This window comes from Ensifer sp. ENS11 (genome assembly GCF_014851895.1).
GTDB classification, from domain to species: domain Bacteria; phylum Pseudomonadota; class Alphaproteobacteria; order Rhizobiales; family Rhizobiaceae; genus Ensifer; species Ensifer canadensis.
In genome coordinates, this window is record NZ_JACVAN010000028.1 from 54,382 (window position 1) to 69,748 (window position 15,367).

At 56.9% G+C, this 15,367-nt stretch carries 19 protein-coding genes, 3 pseudogenes and 1 riboswitch; of the genes and pseudogenes, 5 read left to right on the forward strand and 17 right to left on the reverse strand.

Annotation, left to right across the window (positions count from 1 at the left end; translation table 11 throughout):
* Positions 1–20 precede the first annotated feature (20 nt).
* The 9 genes from IB264_RS34940 to IB264_RS31225 all read right to left on the reverse strand — a co-directional run bounded on the left by IB264_RS34940 (position 21) and on the right by IB264_RS31225 (position 5,887).
* A complete protein-coding gene (locus IB264_RS34940; protein ID WP_156613018.1) occupies positions 21–269 on the reverse strand; it encodes a hypothetical protein in 249 nt (82 codons plus the stop codon).
* Positions 245–577, reverse strand: a complete 333-nt coding sequence (locus IB264_RS34945) for a hypothetical protein (RefSeq protein ID WP_025428910.1) — start codon at positions 575–577, stop codon at positions 245–247. The genes IB264_RS34940 and IB264_RS34945 overlap by 25 nt, the downstream gene beginning before the upstream one ends.
* A gap of 123 nt (positions 578–700) precedes the next feature.
* Positions 701–970: a hypothetical protein gene (locus IB264_RS31195; protein ID WP_025428909.1), complete on the reverse strand. Its 270-nt coding sequence runs from the start codon at positions 968–970 to the stop codon at positions 701–703.
* A gap of 215 nt (positions 971–1,185) precedes the next feature.
* Entirely contained in the window at positions 1,186–1,803 is a 618-nt protein-coding gene (locus IB264_RS31200; protein WP_025428908.1) for a thiamine phosphate synthase, read from the reverse strand.
* A complete protein-coding gene (locus IB264_RS31205) occupies positions 1,800–2,573 on the reverse strand; it encodes a thiazole synthase (protein WP_192434929.1) in 774 nt (257 codons plus the stop codon). Before IB264_RS31205 ends, IB264_RS31200 begins: the two co-directional genes overlap by 4 nt.
* Before the next feature lie 2 nt (positions 2,574–2,575).
* On the reverse strand, positions 2,576–2,773 hold the full coding sequence (gene thiS / locus IB264_RS31210) for a sulfur carrier protein ThiS (protein WP_057210634.1): 198 nt from the start codon (positions 2,771–2,773) through the stop codon (positions 2,576–2,578).
* Positions 2,763–3,758, reverse strand: a complete 996-nt coding sequence (gene thiO, locus IB264_RS31215; RefSeq protein WP_084815239.1) for a glycine oxidase ThiO — start codon at positions 3,756–3,758, stop codon at positions 2,763–2,765. Before thiO ends, thiS begins: the two co-directional genes overlap by 11 nt.
* 222 nt (positions 3,759–3,980) lie before the next feature.
* Positions 3,981–4,112, reverse strand: a riboswitch (TPP riboswitch).
* A 946-nt stretch (positions 4,113–5,058) separates the two neighbouring features.
* Positions 5,059–5,328: a hypothetical protein gene (locus IB264_RS31220; protein WP_025428903.1), complete on the reverse strand. Its 270-nt coding sequence runs from the start codon at positions 5,326–5,328 to the stop codon at positions 5,059–5,061.
* 358 nt (positions 5,329–5,686) lie between these two features.
* Complete coding sequence (locus IB264_RS31225) at positions 5,687–5,887, reverse strand: hypothetical protein (RefSeq protein WP_057210642.1); 201 nt, start codon at positions 5,885–5,887, stop codon at positions 5,687–5,689.
* A 379-nt stretch (positions 5,888–6,266) separates the two neighbouring features.
* Here IB264_RS31225 and IB264_RS35675 point away from each other — a divergent pair.
* Both IB264_RS35675 and IB264_RS34950 read left to right on the forward strand, forming a co-directional pair.
* Positions 6,267–6,452: pseudogene (locus tag IB264_RS35675) on the forward strand (hypothetical protein); the annotation flags it as partial.
* A 901-nt stretch (positions 6,453–7,353) separates the two neighbouring features.
* Positions 7,354–7,449: pseudogene (locus IB264_RS34950) on the forward strand (ATP-dependent DNA ligase); the annotation flags it as partial.
* 127 nt (positions 7,450–7,576) lie between these two features.
* Here the strand turns inward: IB264_RS34950 and IB264_RS31235 are convergent.
* From IB264_RS31235 to IB264_RS31245, 3 genes are all read right to left on the reverse strand, one after another.
* Positions 7,577–8,002: a hypothetical protein gene (locus IB264_RS31235; RefSeq protein WP_192434933.1), complete on the reverse strand. Its 426-nt coding sequence runs from the start codon at positions 8,000–8,002 to the stop codon at positions 7,577–7,579.
* Positions 8,003–8,324: 322 nt separating this feature from the next.
* Complete coding sequence (locus IB264_RS31240) at positions 8,325–8,594, reverse strand: hypothetical protein (RefSeq protein ID WP_057215178.1); 270 nt, start codon at positions 8,592–8,594, stop codon at positions 8,325–8,327.
* A gap of 19 nt (positions 8,595–8,613) precedes the next feature.
* Positions 8,614–8,859 carry a hypothetical protein gene (locus IB264_RS31245; protein WP_038577891.1) on the reverse strand — a complete coding sequence of 82 codons (246 nt, stop codon included), beginning with the start codon at positions 8,857–8,859 and terminating at the stop codon, positions 8,614–8,616.
* A gap of 207 nt (positions 8,860–9,066) precedes the next feature.
* Between IB264_RS31245 and IB264_RS35680 the strand changes: the two are divergent.
* A pseudogene (locus IB264_RS35680) lies at positions 9,067–9,554 on the forward strand (C-5 cytosine-specific DNA methylase); the annotation flags it as partial.
* 188 nt (positions 9,555–9,742) lie between these two features.
* Here IB264_RS35680 and IB264_RS31255 read toward each other — a convergent pair.
* Positions 9,743–9,916, reverse strand: coding sequence for a hypothetical protein (locus tag IB264_RS31255; protein ID WP_192434934.1), 174 nt, complete (start codon positions 9,914–9,916; stop codon positions 9,743–9,745).
* 201 nt (positions 9,917–10,117) lie between these two features.
* Between IB264_RS31255 and IB264_RS31260 the strand changes: the two genes are divergently transcribed.
* Both IB264_RS31260 and IB264_RS31265 read left to right on the forward strand, forming a co-directional pair.
* Positions 10,118–10,444: a hypothetical protein gene (locus IB264_RS31260; RefSeq protein WP_192434935.1), complete on the forward strand. Its 327-nt coding sequence runs from the start codon at positions 10,118–10,120 to the stop codon at positions 10,442–10,444.
* A gap of 711 nt (positions 10,445–11,155) precedes the next feature.
* Positions 11,156–11,650: a ferritin-like domain-containing protein gene (locus IB264_RS31265; RefSeq protein ID WP_192434936.1), complete on the forward strand. Its 495-nt coding sequence runs from the start codon at positions 11,156–11,158 to the stop codon at positions 11,648–11,650.
* A gap of 1,189 nt (positions 11,651–12,839) precedes the next feature.
* Here the strand turns inward: IB264_RS31265 and IB264_RS31270 are convergent.
* The 4 genes from IB264_RS31270 to IB264_RS31285 all read right to left on the reverse strand — a co-directional run bounded on the left by IB264_RS31270 (position 12,840) and on the right by IB264_RS31285 (position 15,366).
* The gene (locus IB264_RS31270) at positions 12,840–13,073 is read right to left on the reverse strand and encodes a hypothetical protein (protein ID WP_057225604.1); all 234 of its coding nucleotides are present in this window, start codon (positions 13,071–13,073) and stop codon (positions 12,840–12,842) included.
* Between the two features lie 333 nt (positions 13,074–13,406).
* On the reverse strand, positions 13,407–14,069 hold the full coding sequence (locus tag IB264_RS31275) for a hypothetical protein (protein ID WP_057225610.1): 663 nt from the start codon (positions 14,067–14,069) through the stop codon (positions 13,407–13,409).
* 540 nt (positions 14,070–14,609) lie between these two features.
* Positions 14,610–15,074: a hypothetical protein gene (locus IB264_RS31280; protein WP_245449221.1), complete on the reverse strand. Its 465-nt coding sequence runs from the start codon at positions 15,072–15,074 to the stop codon at positions 14,610–14,612.
* Positions 15,052–15,366, reverse strand: coding sequence for a hypothetical protein (locus IB264_RS31285; protein WP_057206286.1), 315 nt, complete (start codon positions 15,364–15,366; stop codon positions 15,052–15,054). Before IB264_RS31285 ends, IB264_RS31280 begins: the two co-directional genes overlap by 23 nt.
* Between the last annotated feature and the right edge of the window lies 1 nt (position 15,367).

The window sequence follows — 15,367 nt, forward strand, 5'->3', positions numbered from 1 at the left end:
GCGACTTGGATGGGCTCATGCTAGACTTTTGCGCCGGTCGAATGAGCGCAGATGGCTTCCAGGAGTTTGATCGTCATTGCCTGTCCCAGGCGTGGAATCTCGGAAAAGCCTTCACGGTACAAAAGTCTTGTCATGATGGTCTCCGCGAACTGCGGGTTCATCTGGCGAGCGACTTTTAGAGCCTTCTCGCATTTGTCTCCGAAGGGCGTAAGGGCCTCATTGAGATACTCGACACCGTGAGTCTTCACGACGCAGGCGATGTCGAACATGTCGCGGGGCTGCATCGTGGCCCGCGGTAAAATATTTTCTTTGCGATGATTTCGCCAGGGGTCTCAAGCAGGACGTCGCGACCGCGCACCTCCGCTTTCACCGTGGGGTTATCAGTCAGGCTGGGCGCGCAGATAAAGTCGATTTCGCCAACATTCTCGAAGACGATCTTCAATGTTCTTGATCCATCGGACTGATAGCCGTCAGGGTTGATGTCGAGCGCGTAGCCCTGTGTCTTCGGGTTCAGAAGCTGCGGATCATCGATGAAGATGTCGACATCAAAGCTCTCGCGATGATCGATCTGGAGCATCAGGGCGGTACCGCCTCTAAAAGTCCAATTGTCGATCAATGTGAGTTGGGAGCTTGCCTGATCGATAATGCAGCCAGCGTGATCAAACAGGTCCCCCCATCTGCTGGCTGGGTGTTCGACCAATTATGCCGCCCGCGCCAAAGGTAGCGGGTAACCGGCAAGTGCCGAGAACTTCCGTGCTAAGTCGGAAGCGATCGCCGGATCAACGTGCATTTCGCCAAGGAACGAGATCTGAAGGTTCTCGTCTACCTCGGAAAAAAAGGAGAACGCCGACGCATCGAAATTGACTGCGCTGGCAGGATCGGAAATCTTGGATGCCAATTGCTCAGCCGAAAGCTTCGTCCCATAAGGGGCGTTGACAGTCGACAAAACCTTTACTGCAACAATAGACATCTTCCTCGACCACAGCACCTTCAGGTTTCTATATACCTTGACGATGCTTGCGAAACAAGGATCGTCGGTGACTACGCCGTCACACGTTAGCCTCGCGGCACTCTTCTAGGCATCTATATTCGGTCGATTTTCCGTTGTGGCGGCTTTTCTGAGGGTGAGGCTCATCTGGGGACGGTGCTCGGCCGTGGTCGCCGGCTGGGAAACGAAGATCTCGTTCAAGCTGGCGCAATGCGCCATCGTGAGGTTGCAGCGATCCATCGCCTAGTTCTGTCCTCGGGATCCTGGCTACGTGTAATGTCGGTCACGACCGCGGCACAATCCGCGCCATGGGTGAGGACGCCATCAATGCGTTCAAGGTTCAGTCCACCGATCGCAACCAGTGGGGTCGGTCCGATTTTCTTCTTCCATGTGGCGAGGCGAGCAAGTCCCTGCGGCTCCCATTTCATCTTTTTGAGAACGGTCGGATAGACCGGACCCAACGCGACATAGTCGGGCGCGACTGACAGCGCCATATCGAGTTCGGCCTCGTCATGTGTGCTGATGCCGAGCTTAAGGCCGGCCCCACGGATCGCGGCCACGTCAGCTTGCGCCAGATCTTCCTGGCCGAGATGAACGAAATCGCAGCCTTCGTCGATCGCCATGCGCCAATGGTCGTTGACGACAAGTTGGCAACCGTGTCTCTCGCATATGGTTCTGGCGATGCGGATATCGCTACGGACTTCGCTATCGGGTCTTTCCTTGATGCGAAGCTGGACCAGCCTCACTCCAATTGGAACGAGGCGTTCGACCCAATTCGCGCTGTCGACAATGAGGTAGAAGGGATCGAGCTTCATGAGAAGACCGCCTTTCCGATCACCGGGGTGGAGGGGACTGCCATGTCTCTCGGTTCGAGCATGCCGGCTTCAAAAGCCAGCCGACCGGCCTCGATCGCCTTGGCAAAACCCGATGCCATCACGGCCGGATTTCCGGCACCGGCCACCGCGGTATTCAGGAGCACGGCATCGAAACCGAGCTCCATCACTGTCGTTGCATGCGAAGGGCGGCCGATGCCCGCATCGACAATCAGAGGCACGTCCGGGAAATGCGCGCGCATCGACCGCAAGGCGGACGGATTTTGCGGCCCCATGGCACTGCCGATCGGAGCGCACCAGGGCATCAACACGCGGCAGCCAGCTTCCAGCAGGCGCTCGGCGACAACCAGATCGTCGGTCGTATAGGGAAAGACCTCGAAGCCTTCGTTCGAAAGGATCCGTGCGGCTTCGACCAGCGAGAACACATCCGGCTGCAATGTGTCGTGATTGCCGATCACTTCGAGCTTGATCCAGTTCGTCTTGAAAACCTCGCGCGCCATCTTAGCAGTGAGCACCGCCTCCTTGGTGGTGTGGCAGCCGGCGGTGTTCGGCAGTATTTTCGTCCCGAGCTCGCGGATCAGTTCGAAAAACGCACCTCCGGCTTTGCCGCCGGCCGTCTCTCTCCTCAACGAGACCGTGATGATTTGTGTCCCTGAAGCCCGCACCGCGTCCGAAAGCACGGCTGGAGATGGATAGCCCGCTGTGCCCAGGAGCAGTCGGGAGGTGATTTCCGTGTCGTAGACTTGCAGCATGGTCAGCCACCTTTCATCGGCGAGAGAATTTCGATGCGATCATGATCGCGTAAGCGCCATCGATCGCGGTCGGCCGCGTGAACGAGTTCGCCGTTGACAGCGGTCGCCAGCCAGCTTCCTTCATAGTCGAGTGCAGCCATCAGTTCGGCGAGCGTCGAGCAGGCGACCTCGTGCTCTTCGCCATTGACGTTAAGGTTCATCATAGAACTCCGATCTGTGGTCCGGGTTGAGCAGAAGTTCGGCAACGTCGTGCGCAAGAGCCGGCGAGAGCAGGAAACCATGCCGATACATACCGTTCACGGAATAGATCGAACCGCTTTTCGTGATCCTTGGCAGATTGTCGGGGTAGGCGGGGCGAATGCCAGTTCCGGTTTCGGTGATCTGCGCTTCGCCGAAGGCCGGGTGCAGGGCGTAGGCTGCGTTTAAGAGCTCCATCAGCGACCGTGCAGTGATAGGACCGGACAATTCGCTCTCTATCATTGTTGCCCCGACCATGAAGACGCCCTGGCGGCGTGGAACGACATAGATGGGGTGTCGAGGATGCAGGAAGCGCACTGGACGCGACAGTTGAATGTCGCCGGTGCGCAGATAGAGCATCTCGCCACGCACGCCCCGCAGTGCCGCGTCATCCGGGAGCCTGGCAGGGCCTGTGCAGTCAATATGCGAATCGACACGGCGATCGACGGTGGCATCGGTCGCCTGGCCGAAATGAAAACGCACCCCCATGGCCATTAATGTGTCATGGAGTGAAGGCAGCGCCTCTCTCGGATCGAGATGCGCTTCCCTCGGGAAGTGGAGTGCACGAGAAAAACGGCCGGCGAGATCGGGTTCCAGTTCGGCTATCTGGTCTGCATCAAGCCATCTGTGCCCTTTGGTTCGCGCCGCGAAGCGATCGAGCTCGCGTGTATCGCGCGCGGCGGCGACGACAAGTGTCCCCTCTTGCACGACCTTGTCGGGCAGCGCCGTCTTCCACCACTCGATGGCTGTCGCGCCGACGCGTTCGACTTTCTCGTCGGCACTTTCGCGCTCACACCAGGGCGCCAGCATGCCGCCCGCAAACCAGGATGCGCCGGCGCCAATCCGTTTTGAACGTTCGAAGACGTCGACCTCAATGCCGCGTCGCGCCAGTTCGTATGCGGTGACAAGGCCGATGACACCCGCTCCGTTGATCAGCACCTGCCTCATTTGGCAGCCGTTCGAGCTGTTACCTGGCCGGAGCTGTAGGGCCATTCATCCATGCGCCGCACCGCTAACGGGCGTCGATGTTGCCGTCTATGTCCGCGGTTTGGCTCGTGTACGACATCTGAAAAAACCATTGGTCGGCTCCAACCTTGACGTTTGGAGACCCAGATCTTGGCGCTGGAAAGATAGAGACACGTCCACGCGATCGCAAAGGAGCTGTCGCAACTGCCGTCGTTCCCACCGTCCCTACGCCAGCATGAACTGGATCAGGTTCAACGGGTCATTGCGCTGCGGTCGAAAGAGCCGATCCGCCCAGCAATATCTCAGCCCCTTGTCGGGACTCCCCTGGTGAATGAACCGAGTTGAACGGCCAATGCCGTGCTTTGTCAAGCGTTGTTAGTTTATTCCCAACGGGGCTAAAGCGTCATCCACATACCTTAGACTCAACGCGTATCGCGCCGAGAGGAGCAACATGAGCCGGCGCATCAATGCGGCGGGCCTCGCGCTCGTCTAGCGGCGGGAAGGCATCAAGGAGCATGCGTTTAGTAGAAAAGGCGCTGCAGCGTGAGTTTTGCTCTCAGGCAAGTGGAGGCATCGTCTGCCACACAACAATCAATGGTCTCGAATGTTCTCAAGCGATTCCTTTCTCGCTTCTTCATTGATGTCGCTCAGAGACCTTTCATGGTTGGTGCCGTCCGTGGAAGTGACAATACACACATTTCCCAAGCACACCGTCGTGTTCGCCTGCGCGGGCGCGCGCGAGGCGATGAGAGCCACTGCGATTCATGCAGTTCGACCATTTCTCCTCAGTAGGGCGCCGTCCTGGAGCCATGAGAGTCCCCCGTTTTTGAGTGGTTCACGGTGCAAGCCCGGTCGGAAAATGGCCAGCATCCAATAAAAAGGAATCCGAATGGCGCCATATCTGTGCAGAAAATTCGCTCGGCCGCGAAAGGGCGGTCAATGCAAGCAACTTCACCTCCGTCATGGTCGCGCTCGATCGCTATGGCGACATGTTTGGTCTCGATAAGTCCCGTCGCCTGCTGCTCGCAGCACGGACATGAACGTGCCGACTTCCGATTCTATCGCGAGGTCTGGGGACCGACGCCGGCGCTGAATTAACGAGCACATGCATATCGGATCGGGCCTCGGATGCGGAATATTTTCAGCTGTCTCTGGGGCATCTCGATGACGGCGTGGCCGTTGCGCGGCCACGCTGACCGGAGTATGCCTGGCGTAGTGTGATCCCAGTCGAGGGCCGAGAGTGGGGCAGCGCGTCACTCTGCGGTGTTGAGCAACACATCGCCTAGTGCAGCATACTGGTCGGTTGCTGTTCGCTCTGAATTCGACGTGTTGGGCTCGCCCGCCTACAGAACCAGCGACCGCACTCTGTTAACGCCAACTCATCCGTATTGCCGAACCTAAATTCATCCATCAGGAATTTTGCGAGGCGGCCAGCGCGGATGTCTTGGCGCGGGATCCTCGTTTCGAAGCAAATGCGATCGAATATCCTTTGAAGTGTATCGAGCTGTTCGGGTGCGAGTTCAAAACCTGACTGGTCAAAGTGAATAGCCATTTAGACCTCCCTTCTTGAGCTACCGCCTTCACCGACGAGAGAAAGATAGCGAAATCTTTAATTGGCTCCAAGTGAGCAAAAGTTGAGATTTGCGTGCGTCGAACTGCTGCTGGTAGCGGGGAATCCGGCTCAGAGCCCACAGAGAAGCGGCGCTTATAAAAGGCGCCGCGGGAACGACAGCGGAAACGAGACGACTCCTTAGCCGCTCCTTTCCTTAAATGCGAATTGTTCTCGCCAATCATCAGATTTAGTTCGATATTTAGTCGTTGCTGAGATTGCTAGCGGTCTTCCCGCAGAGCCCTAAAAGAAGGCCGCTCTTTTCCAGTTGTCCCGCCGGGTCAGGCAGCCGCCCTCCCAATTAACCAGCCATTTGTTTGAGCGCATCGTGGTCGTGGATGCCGCTTTGAAAAAGGCTGATCAGGTGCGCCGCGAGCGTAACGGCTTCATCGCTATCAAAGGCGAGGTGCCTTTCCTGAACCATTTCCCGGAAGACACATTCGATCTGCTTGAAGTCGTCAGGCGTTACAATCCCTGTGCGAGATCCAACCGCTTTACCCATAGCCCTAATCCTAGCCGGCCCAGGGGAGAACAGGGCCGACGTTTGCCCCGCATAGAGTATGCGCCGTTGCTGGGGGGATTACACTGGAATCGTGGAGGGAGATCCAGACGGTCTTTGGGTTGGAGAGTAGCCAGACCGTCCGGAGCCCACGTTGGGTTGCCTCCACAATACACCAACGCTTATGCATTTAAAAACGCGTGCGGTAGGGCATTGTTCCGATTGCTAATGTATCGTGAATCTGTTCGGCGTGCGTGCCTTATGGCTCTGGCTAAAGTACCCGCCCACGGTTCTCGACCAAGGTGCCTGCGGCGATTGGGTAAAGCTGAAGTGCATCCAGAGCGACGGCTTTGTAGTCGTCGGATGTGAGCCATCGACGAAGGTGGCCGGCGCGATTTCGCGGTTGCTGCTTACGGCGAGGCGAGGCAACGAGCTGGTCTATGTATGCGGGGTCGGAACAGGCTTTACGGACAAAATGGCCCGCGACCTTCGCAAGCAATTGTCGGACATGCCGCCGGTCGCGCTCAAGCGCAAGAACGCGGTTTTCTGTGAGCCGGCATTTGTCGCCGATCACCTATACCGAGATCACCAGCGAAGGGAAGTTACGGCATCCATCGTTCGAAGGCCTGCGCGAGCTGGCCGAGAACGTTGATGTCTTCGAGCTCAAAAAATAGACCCGGGGAAGAGGGGCCTTGGAGCTGATACGTTGGGGTGCTCTTATAACTCGGGTGCGACAACAATGTTCCATCGCTGCGGTCGACAATCACCGTCGGTGTTTTCGCACCCGGATCACGTTACCGTTGTTGTTGCTGCACTGCTTACAACGCATGCGTCGACCACGTGCCACGATCGACTGAGTTGTGCCGAACCATCGCGCCAGGCCGTGCCGATCGATGTGATCCCAGAGTGTTGCTTTGCTTGGGACAGGGGCGTGCGCCCTGGGACCTCTAGCGACCTAGAGGCCGCTCTGGACAATCGGAAGCCACAGACCTTCGGCGCAGCGCCAGCCGGTTAGTGGAATGTCGCACTTGCGGTCGAACTTGCCAATTGGCGCCTCGCGAACACAATTCACAGTCGAGCGAAATGGGTGTCCTGGGACCTGGAAGGTTGTCTGAGCATAGGAGGCGGTGCACGAAAAGTATGTGAGGATAGCTAGGGCGCATGCGATATAGTTCGGCATTGCGGGATCCTCTCCAATTTTAGTAGGGGCTAAAGTTACTTCAAAACGGAGCGATTTGCCCTTAGCCTTTTCGAACTAGCTCAGGCGGAGGGGACTCTTGTTCAAACATGGGAAGCTTCATTCCTTCCCATCCAGGATAATCCGCAACGTCCAGATCATATTTGCTGCATCGAGCAGGGCAGCCCTGATTTCTCTTTTACGCGGCTCTCGATAAAACCACGCTGGCACACCTTGTCGGGAACGTGTTGCCACCATGCTGCTAGAAAGGTGCAAACGGTTAAAGATGGACCGGTCATGGAGCAGCGACGGGAAGCTCCGTCATCCGTCGTTCAAAGGGCTGCGCGAACTGGCCGATAAAGTCGATGTCTTCGAGCTACAAAAATAGGCCCCTGCGGGAGGGGCCCGAGAGTTCGACAGTGGCTGCGGGGGGACTGCCTGCTGTCACGTGGCATGTCCGGAAAAAACGCGGCTCTAAGAGGATTGTTCCTTCCCATAGACAAGCCTTTCAGGCGCTATCGACGTGGGCCAACATTGGGCGCCTTGTAGATCGACGGCCCCATGCCCCGATACTCGGGTTGAAGGAACGTGAATTCGTAGCTCCGGGTCAATGCTTCGACCAGCGCATTGACGATGGCTGTACGGGCGACCTCTTTCCTGTTGGCGTCAATGGCGACGAGGTCTTTCGCAACTGCGTTAGGCAGCTTCCAAAGTTCGGCCGCGACGAGCGCGACAACTTCGGCATCGTCGACCTCAGTTCCGGCGCGCTCGATACGGTGGTTGATGCGGATATGCCTGACGAGTTCCTCAGCAATTGAGCGGGCGCTGTCCTGTTCGCGGCGGCGCGAAACGCCTGTTCCTGCGAAGCGGCGTTTGGTCGATTGGTCTATCACCGCCAGATGGATGGCGACGAATGAGGATAGTTTGGCGTGGTCGGTCACGGCTGAACTCCAGATAGCATTATTCAGTGCCCGATCGTCGATCGAGAAGAGTTGTGCTGCATGTCTGAGATTGGCGCCCGCCTAGCGCCGCGGGTCAGGATCGCTTGGCCGGTGGCCATTCGATCCTATGTTCGAAGCAATACCAGTTTGGCGCCGACCGTCCGTGGGCATAGCCGAACGCGTCTCACTTCATGCAGCAGGGAGGTTCGCACAGATGCTCGGCCAGGCTGCTTTCCGCTCTCTTGGTGGCGCCAACTTCGTCGCTCATGCTCAATACCCTCTGAGTAAACGGTTCTACAAATGTTCTCATTAAGGCAGAGAGTCAACGACCAGATTTGGGGAGGCTTTCCGCATAGCTCAAAAAGGGGAGCGCTGAATCGCGGAGCTCAATCGACCATTCGAAGCCGGTAGGTGGCTCGCAATTATCCCAACCACCAAACTCATTCATTTGCTGCCATCGACCCTTCTTGCCGTGTCGAAATTCCTCGCTATTCGATTTGTAGATTTTGAACCGATAGGGGCGCACGACGCGGACAAAGATTACGGATCCATCCTCCGGCATGTCGCCTTTTCGCCATGTGGTGCCGGGCATTTTGATAGCCTCCACCCAATCAATGCGGCTTTGGGGCTATCAGCACGACGCCGGCGCCAAGCTCAAACATTTCTGCCTCAGCATTGATCGAGAGATAGTGGTTTTCGGCCAGCTCGATCAACGCTGATGAGGCCTCTTCGGGCGACCATCCTGCTGCCTCGATCCTTTCGATCAAAAACTGGAATTCATCAGTGATCGCCTCCTGGCATTGCAGGTCACGATCGGGGTGAGATTTCGGGTGTCTAGGCCCGGCGATTTTCGGCATGGCGTTTCCTCCTGCAGAAGATGTTAGGGCGGTCATTTCTTTCTGCAAGGCTTGGCTAATTTAACCACTCGCCTTCGATCTTATCCAGCCGCGCCGATAGGCCTCGTCGGGCACGTCGCGCCACATGTCATCATCGGACCCGTTGACTCAATTTGCTTGAGCAAGCAGGAAGACGGCCACCAAGTAAACCTCACGAAGCTCGTCGACGCCCAGACGGTGACGCCGTACATGCAGGCCCACTACGGCACGGGTGACTGCCAGCCGGAAACGGAACCGACGCGAACCATCACGAAGGACCGTGATGGTCATGTCGAGGCGACCGTCACTGCGCCGCCGTTCACGCTAGGGTAGGCTGAGCGGGCTCGCGAGGTCGCCAATTTCATGCGGGCACACGGGCTTTCGGGACGATCGCGAGTTCGTCACGGTCGAGGTCTCGGGCGCTACCTTCGTCATCGTCGATATCGCCATGCGGATGCTGACGCCGCGGGAACTCTACAACGCACAGGGCCTTCCCACCGGATTGCGTCCTCGCCGGTGCCCATGACTATCAGGAAGATGGCTTGGGGTCGGTCTGGCGCTTGTTTTCCAAATCCGTGCAATGTCCTGTGTCGGCGACTCCGTGTCGCCCCCGGTCGCGTGCGCGCTGGTCTCCGGCCATTGCGCGGTACCTGGCAGTGCAGAAGGGCGCCGCATGAAAATCACCTACGCCGACCTCATTGAATAGGCCGAAGCACAAAAGCGCCAAAAGTTCACTGGTTGGATGACCAGGCTCGCGCTCCAAGTTCCCGCGCCCCGACGCTGAGATAGAAAACAAGATGCGGGACATCGCCATGCTCGACGCCGTCAGCAGCATCTTCAAGGCGAGGGCGGCTGCATGACGAAGCTATTTCAGGTGCTTCGGCGGCTTGTCATTTTCATCCGGATTCGGGTTGGGAATCTCGTCGGGAAGGACGTCAGGCTCGGGTTCCACGATCGGTGGCTGAGGCAGGTCCGGCGGCAGGCCTGGCGGCAGTTCTGGAGGGGGCGTCGGGATCGGTTCAGTAGGTATCGTGCTCATGGTGGTCTCCTTTCGGAGGCCAACTGATCCCGCGCCGTTCTTGTTCCGCAAGGGAGACGAAGCATGACGGTAATTGCATCCAACTACGCCCGGCTCGCGAACGATCTCTACCAGCCGGACCCATGGGTCACCGACGCGCTTCTCGAGCGTTTCCCTGTGGATGGTCTCGACGTTTGAGAGCTGGCGGCAGGAAACCACCTCATGGCCGATCTTCTGGCAGAGCAAGCCGGGTGGGTCAACACGTCTGACATAGCCACGTACGAACGCCAGCATGACGAGATTTTCGACTTCCTGAAGCCTCATGGGTCTTGGGCGATTTCGGACGCCGTCATCACCAACCCGGCCTACGGCAAGGGGAAGCGTGACGCCCGCCTTTTCGCCGATTATGCGCTGACCCGTTGCAAGGGAGCTGGTCGCTTTACTCGCGGCGACGCCTGGTGTCGCGGGCATCGTCAAAGCCGCCGACGGTCGCCCTCTCGCGATCGATATCATGGTCTTCAAGGTAAGGGCGGCCGAGGTCGACGCTGAGGTCGAGTTTGACCGCAGGTCACGGCTTGCGCGTCAGATTCTGCGCAAGAATACGAAGACAGATCCTCAGGGCGGCCGACGCCCTTTTCCATTCACTTGCTGTACGTGGTCTTCCCGCTTCTATTCTGGCCACTTGAGTTGTCCTCGGAGGTGAAGCCGCGGCTTCGTTGGGGGCCAGCTGCCAGTTTGATCTGGTAGGTTGCTTCCTCGCCGCGAGCGATGCCACTCCGGCGATAATGAACTTCATTGGTAGTCTCCTAGGTTCGAGCCACCCGCCAAGGATGCGGGAGTCTTGGCCTAGGACTATCGACGAACCAGTGACATACGGCAGGTGTCGTATTTCCACGGTTCAACGGTACGTGACACCTCGAAATGGTTACGAACTTGTTTGGAACACATTGGCCCCCTATATACCCGCCATCGGCATTGGTTATGAGCGCTGAAAGTTTCGCCGCTCGCAAATGCCTCATCGCTTTAGACTTTTGACCACGGATGTACTGGCACTGGTTGGTAAGCGATGATGAGGAAGGTCGGTGCGGTTTCGCCCCGGCCTTTTTTCTTGCATAAAGACGAGCTCTTCCGTTTCCTTGCTATTCGTGCGGAACCCTTGCGGCCCGTCGTCCGCGTGTCCGGTATTTTAGACACACGAACTGGAACGATTCCGCCGCAGGAAGCTTTCTCCCCTGCATTCATTTGCCAAGGAGAGAATTGATGAAATCGCTGTCTGATATTTTCGAACATACGCTGCAGGATGTTTATTTCGCTGAGAACGCCATCACTAGGGCGCTTCCAAAGGTCGCAAAGGCCGCGAATAACGCGGATCTCAAGAAGGCGGCCGAGGAGCATCTTTCGGAAACGAAAGAGCAGATCAAGAAGTTGGAGCAGGTCTTCAAGTCAATCGGCAAGACGGCATCCGGCGAAAAATGCGACGCCATCGAGGGTCTCATCAAGGAGGCCGACGGTTTGATGAAAGAGGCGGAAGGGACCGCGCTGGACGCGGGACTTCTAGCCGCTTGCCAAGCTGTCGAGCACTACGAGATCGCCCGCTATGGCTCGCTTCGTGAATGGGCCAAGGACCTCGGCCATGATGAGGCGCACAAGCTTCTTAGCGAGATCCTCGACCAGGAGAAAGCGACGAACAACAAGCTCACCAACTTGGCGGTCACATCGATTAACAAGACCTCGGCGCGTTCCAAGGCTGCATAGCAAAACAAGGGCGGCACTGACCGCCCTTTTTCCATTTCATATTCAGCGCCATTGGTAGTGGCGAGACCTTTTCCTCCCGCCGGAGAGGTGGATGAATCCGGTAACAATTTCCGCAGGCAGGGCAAATGGTAAGCCGCGTGCGAAGAACCGGGATCAATTCCCGGGTCTGCAATCAGATAGCCGCTTAGTCGGCAATAGAGCAAGAGTCGGAGCGACTATAGCTCCGGCCCCCGCCAGACGGTAAACAAGCTGGTGGGGCACCAATGAAATTAGCGGCTTCGGTCGCCTTTTTCCGCGCCGGCGACGTGAGTGAGCACGCAATTTCACGCAGGCAAATGCCCGAGGTGTCATAACGGCCGGCTCTTTCTCTTTCGCGAGAGCGAAACCGGAGATGTCTACGGACAATGCGAGGAGTGCGAGCAGGGTTATCGATCGCCAGAAGAAATCCAGGGCAAGAGCGGGTTTCTAACGCTACTCAACGATTCCGATGCCGAATGGGCGACCGAGGATGAAATATCTCGAAGTGTCTGCGCGAACTATCAGATTTTCGAGGCATAGCCTCAACAGTTACGACAAGCGCTAAGGAGCGGACACCCGATGATTGCCGCCTATGGAATATGGCGGCTCGACTGTTTCCAGTTCAGCGGGTGATTGGTGGTGTCGGGGCTGTCTCTGATCCGAAATCCTCTTTGAACGCCATGAGGCTAAGTACGATCCCAACGAGGATGCACAGCAGCACGATGAAGATGAGGCCGGATTTGTTCATCACTCATTTCAGGCTCAGAATGTGAGAAATTCGTGGCAGAAGGCGACCACCCACTGACCGCAGTCTCTTCGTTGGGTGATCGCCTTCATTTGCGTCACTGAGTTTGGGTATCAGACTGATTTGTCTGCGACGACCCTGTGAACATTGGCGTCGCAGGTCTAAATGCCCAGACCAGCAGGATGCTCATCGAGACGACGAACAGAGAGAAAACAAGACGATTTGACATGGCGCTTTCCTCCATAGTTGGAGCGCTGTGAATGCAGGTTCAGCATTCGTCGCCGTGTCAGGTCGAGTATTTCTGGCAAGGAGACGCGCAAGCGCCTTAATCGAGGCGTCGCGGTCCGTGCGGTACGGGCGGGTTTGAAGTGTCCTGTCGCCGCATGGCAACGTGGGAAGTGTACCACGTTCTTGCTTGCGAGCGCGTCAAATAATCAACTGCACGATGTGCGAAAAGGGCGTCATCGCCCATCTGCCGTTAGCATCCTTCGCAGTTCTGTAAATGATGAAGTCCCGACCGATGGTGAACTTCCCGTGCATAGTGATCTCGTTACCAGTTGAGAGCACGGCGCGAAGTTCGTTTGCATGACGGTTAGCAATTTCGTCACCGATCAAATCGGCCAAGACCTGGTCTAAAATCATCGGTTTTGAATCAGTCATTGGAAACCCCGAACTGTTGTGCAGATTTGCACTCTAACCGTTCAACCAGCGATTTCCATACGTCGGCGTAGAGCAGCCCGGTAGCTCGCCCGAAGCCGCCGTGCCGGACTACGGTGCCTTCATTTGGGAATGGTTCTGGAAACTCCGGCAGTCGCAGCCGCCGGGGCTCTCTGGGCCAGTACCGGTTTCGAACCTTGAGTTCATGGCTTGGTGCCAAACCACGGGAAATATGGTCTCTCGCGAGGAGCTGGCGATCCTCAAGGCGATGGACGCAAAGCTCTGCGCTGAGATCGAGAGGGAGACTGAGGCCATCAGAGCAAGAGAGACTGCAAACTAACTGGCGGACGGCCCCGCCTTGTTAGTCCTGGGTTTCTCTTTCAGTTCGGCGACGCGCATGCGGATATTTTCCAACAACTCACGCGCTTCCTTCTGGACAATCAACGCCTTCTCAATTGCCTCGTCGGAGCCATAGATGGCGATAGAACCCACAACACGGTCAACGTGTCGAAGCTGGGTTTCGGCTTTGCGTTCAATCTTCCGGAGTTCGGTGACGTTGGCCGCCGCGTCAGCGGAAGCCGCCAATGCGGCGATGATTTCCGGTTCATTGGAAACAAACTCCTCGCGCTGCTCCTCTTCTTTTTGGCGGCGCTTTTCACGCCGCTGCTCAGGTAACGATTGGTGTAGCGAGGGTAGACGGTTCATGTGCCGTAGAGCTTCAGTCTTCGCTATGTCGACAGTCTCATACGGTTCGGAAAAATACGGTTCGCGTCGATCGTTCGGGTCACCGATGGTGAATTTCCATCCACCATCGGACTCGAACACGGTCACGTCTTTGCCGTGGTAAATCTGCGTCGGGTTTCCCTTCTCGGAGGCGCCCCACTCCTGCAGAATAGGCTGCGGTTTTTTGTGAGCTATAGAAGGTCTCGACTTCTGAAATAGATAAACAGCAGCACCTGCTGCGACCAATAAGACCAACCAGAAAATGCCAGCCTCCATTCGTGTGCGTCACCTTCCATCAAAGTGAAACATGCGCGTTGACTAATGTCGAGTTTCTAATATCCGCCTGGGCGAGAATAGGCGCTTCGCCTACCGCACTTGTTCCCCGCGGCATCGTATTGCCAGCTATACTGGCAGTTGCCCCTATAGTAGGGCGTGTATCCGCCTCCACCACAGTCGTTGTTCGCACAGACCGCCACAGCGGTCCCAACAATCGCCACCGCGACGAGTGCTGCGGCCGCCTGATTTTGTTGCTGAACCATTTGGTTGCACTCGATGGGGCTAATGCCACGTCGCACTAGTTCATAGGTGAGATCTTGTGAAAAATTCAGGTCGGTGTTGGTGATGAAGGTTCGACAGAGAGCCGCTTTGCTCACGCGCGCTGGATCCTTGCGAAAGTCTGCTTGTGTGGTCGTACAACTCGCCAACGCGAGCGCCATCGCAGCGGCCGCAGCGAGCCGCTTCGTAATGTGGATATGCAAGATTTTTCCCCCAGTTCCCTAGGGGATCATGTCACAACTTGTCGAAGAGTCGAGTCGCCTACTTAAACTCTTCTTTGGTGCCGTCTTCGTAGACGACGCCCCGCACACAGGCGTATGCGGTGACTTCATCGTGTTTCAACTTTAACAGCCGTTCGAAAGTCGTCGGCCACTTCCTGATCGTTGTCGCGGATCCACCGCCCGCAATTTCTACGTCTCTATCGAAGGTGTCTGCGGCGACGTGTCCGCCGAGGACATCTTTAAACCCGAAATCAGCATCGAGCATTCGGATCGGCTTTTGAGCGCGGGAATTCACGGTCACCGTTACTTCAATGTTTCGATCTGACCACTCGTCAATCGAAAGAAGGTCGGCATTGCACGCTGCGAACGACAGCAGCACCGTATCGCGCAAACCTTCATTCGGCGCGCGCGCTATCCCAATCATAGCCCATCTGCCCGCTCCAACGGTTTCATGCCGCTGCGGTGATGATCGGCCATGCCATTTAACAAAGAGGAAAAGCACCATGGACAAGAACGTGTCCGCCGGCGCGGCTGTGCTGACGTGCGGCCATTCTTGTTGTGACAATGCGAAGTAACCGATCCACATCCTTTTCGATCTCGTCGCAGATTGCCTCATATTCGTTCAGGAGCGTGCTATCGGCGCCGGATGATCGGCGTAGTCGATCACGGAACATCGCCGCTTTCGCATATGCTCGGCACAGTTCTCGCAAAGCAGGGCTTCGGACCTCCGACAATTGCTGCCGGCGCTCTGGTAATTTGATCTTCAATCGAGAGCGGCCGATTTTCTCAAGGTCCATA

Excerpts from the sequence above, each read along its gene's own strand:
- IB264_RS31195 (WP_025428909.1), bottom strand. The coding sequence starts at position 970 with ATGTCTATTGTTGCAGTAAAGGTTTTGTCGACTGTCAACGCCCCTTAT.
- thiS (WP_057210634.1), bottom strand. The coding sequence starts at position 2,773 with ATGAACCTTAACGTCAATGGCGAAGAGCACGAGGTCGCCTGCTCGACG.
- thiO (WP_084815239.1), bottom strand. The coding sequence starts at position 3,758 with ATGAGGCAGGTGCTGATCAACGGAGCGGGTGTCATCGGCCTTGTCACC.
- IB264_RS34945 (WP_025428910.1), bottom strand. The coding sequence starts at position 577 with ATGCTCCAGATCGATCATCGCGAGAGCTTTGATGTCGACATCTTCATC.
- IB264_RS31225 (WP_057210642.1), bottom strand. The coding sequence starts at position 5,887 with ATGGGTAAAGCGGTTGGATCTCGCACAGGGATTGTAACGCCTGACGAC.
- IB264_RS31200 (WP_025428908.1), bottom strand. The coding sequence starts at position 1,803 with ATGAAGCTCGATCCCTTCTACCTCATTGTCGACAGCGCGAATTGGGTC.
- IB264_RS31260 (WP_192434935.1), top strand. The coding sequence starts at position 10,118 with ATGGCCGATCTTCTGGCAGAGCAAGCCGGGTGGGTCAACACGTCTGAC.
- IB264_RS31275 (WP_057225610.1), bottom strand. The coding sequence starts at position 14,069 with ATGGAGGCTGGCATTTTCTGGTTGGTCTTATTGGTCGCAGCAGGTGCT.
- IB264_RS31240 (WP_057215178.1), bottom strand. The coding sequence starts at position 8,594 with ATGCCCGGCACCACATGGCGAAAAGGCGACATGCCGGAGGATGGATCC.
- IB264_RS31270 (WP_057225604.1), bottom strand. The coding sequence starts at position 13,073 with ATGACTGATTCAAAACCGATGATTTTAGACCAGGTCTTGGCCGATTTG.
- IB264_RS31280 (WP_245449221.1), bottom strand. The coding sequence starts at position 15,074 with ATGGTGCTTTTCCTCTTTGTTAAATGGCATGGCCGATCATCACCGCAG.
- IB264_RS31220 (WP_025428903.1), bottom strand. The coding sequence starts at position 5,328 with ATGGCTATTCACTTTGACCAGTCAGGTTTTGAACTCGCACCCGAACAG.
- IB264_RS31205 (WP_192434929.1), bottom strand. The coding sequence starts at position 2,573 with ATGCTGCAAGTCTACGACACGGAAATCACCTCCCGACTGCTCCTGGGC.
- IB264_RS34940 (WP_156613018.1), bottom strand. The coding sequence starts at position 269 with ATGTTCGACATCGCCTGCGTCGTGAAGACTCACGGTGTCGAGTATCTC.
- IB264_RS31285 (WP_057206286.1), bottom strand. The coding sequence starts at position 15,366 with ATGGACCTTGAGAAAATCGGCCGCTCTCGATTGAAGATCAAATTACCA.
- IB264_RS31255 (WP_192434934.1), bottom strand. The coding sequence starts at position 9,916 with ATGAGCACGATACCTACTGAACCGATCCCGACGCCCCCTCCAGAACTG.
- IB264_RS31265 (WP_192434936.1), top strand. The coding sequence starts at position 11,156 with ATGAAATCGCTGTCTGATATTTTCGAACATACGCTGCAGGATGTTTAT.
- IB264_RS31245 (WP_038577891.1), bottom strand. The coding sequence starts at position 8,859 with ATGCCGAAAATCGCCGGGCCTAGACACCCGAAATCTCACCCCGATCGT.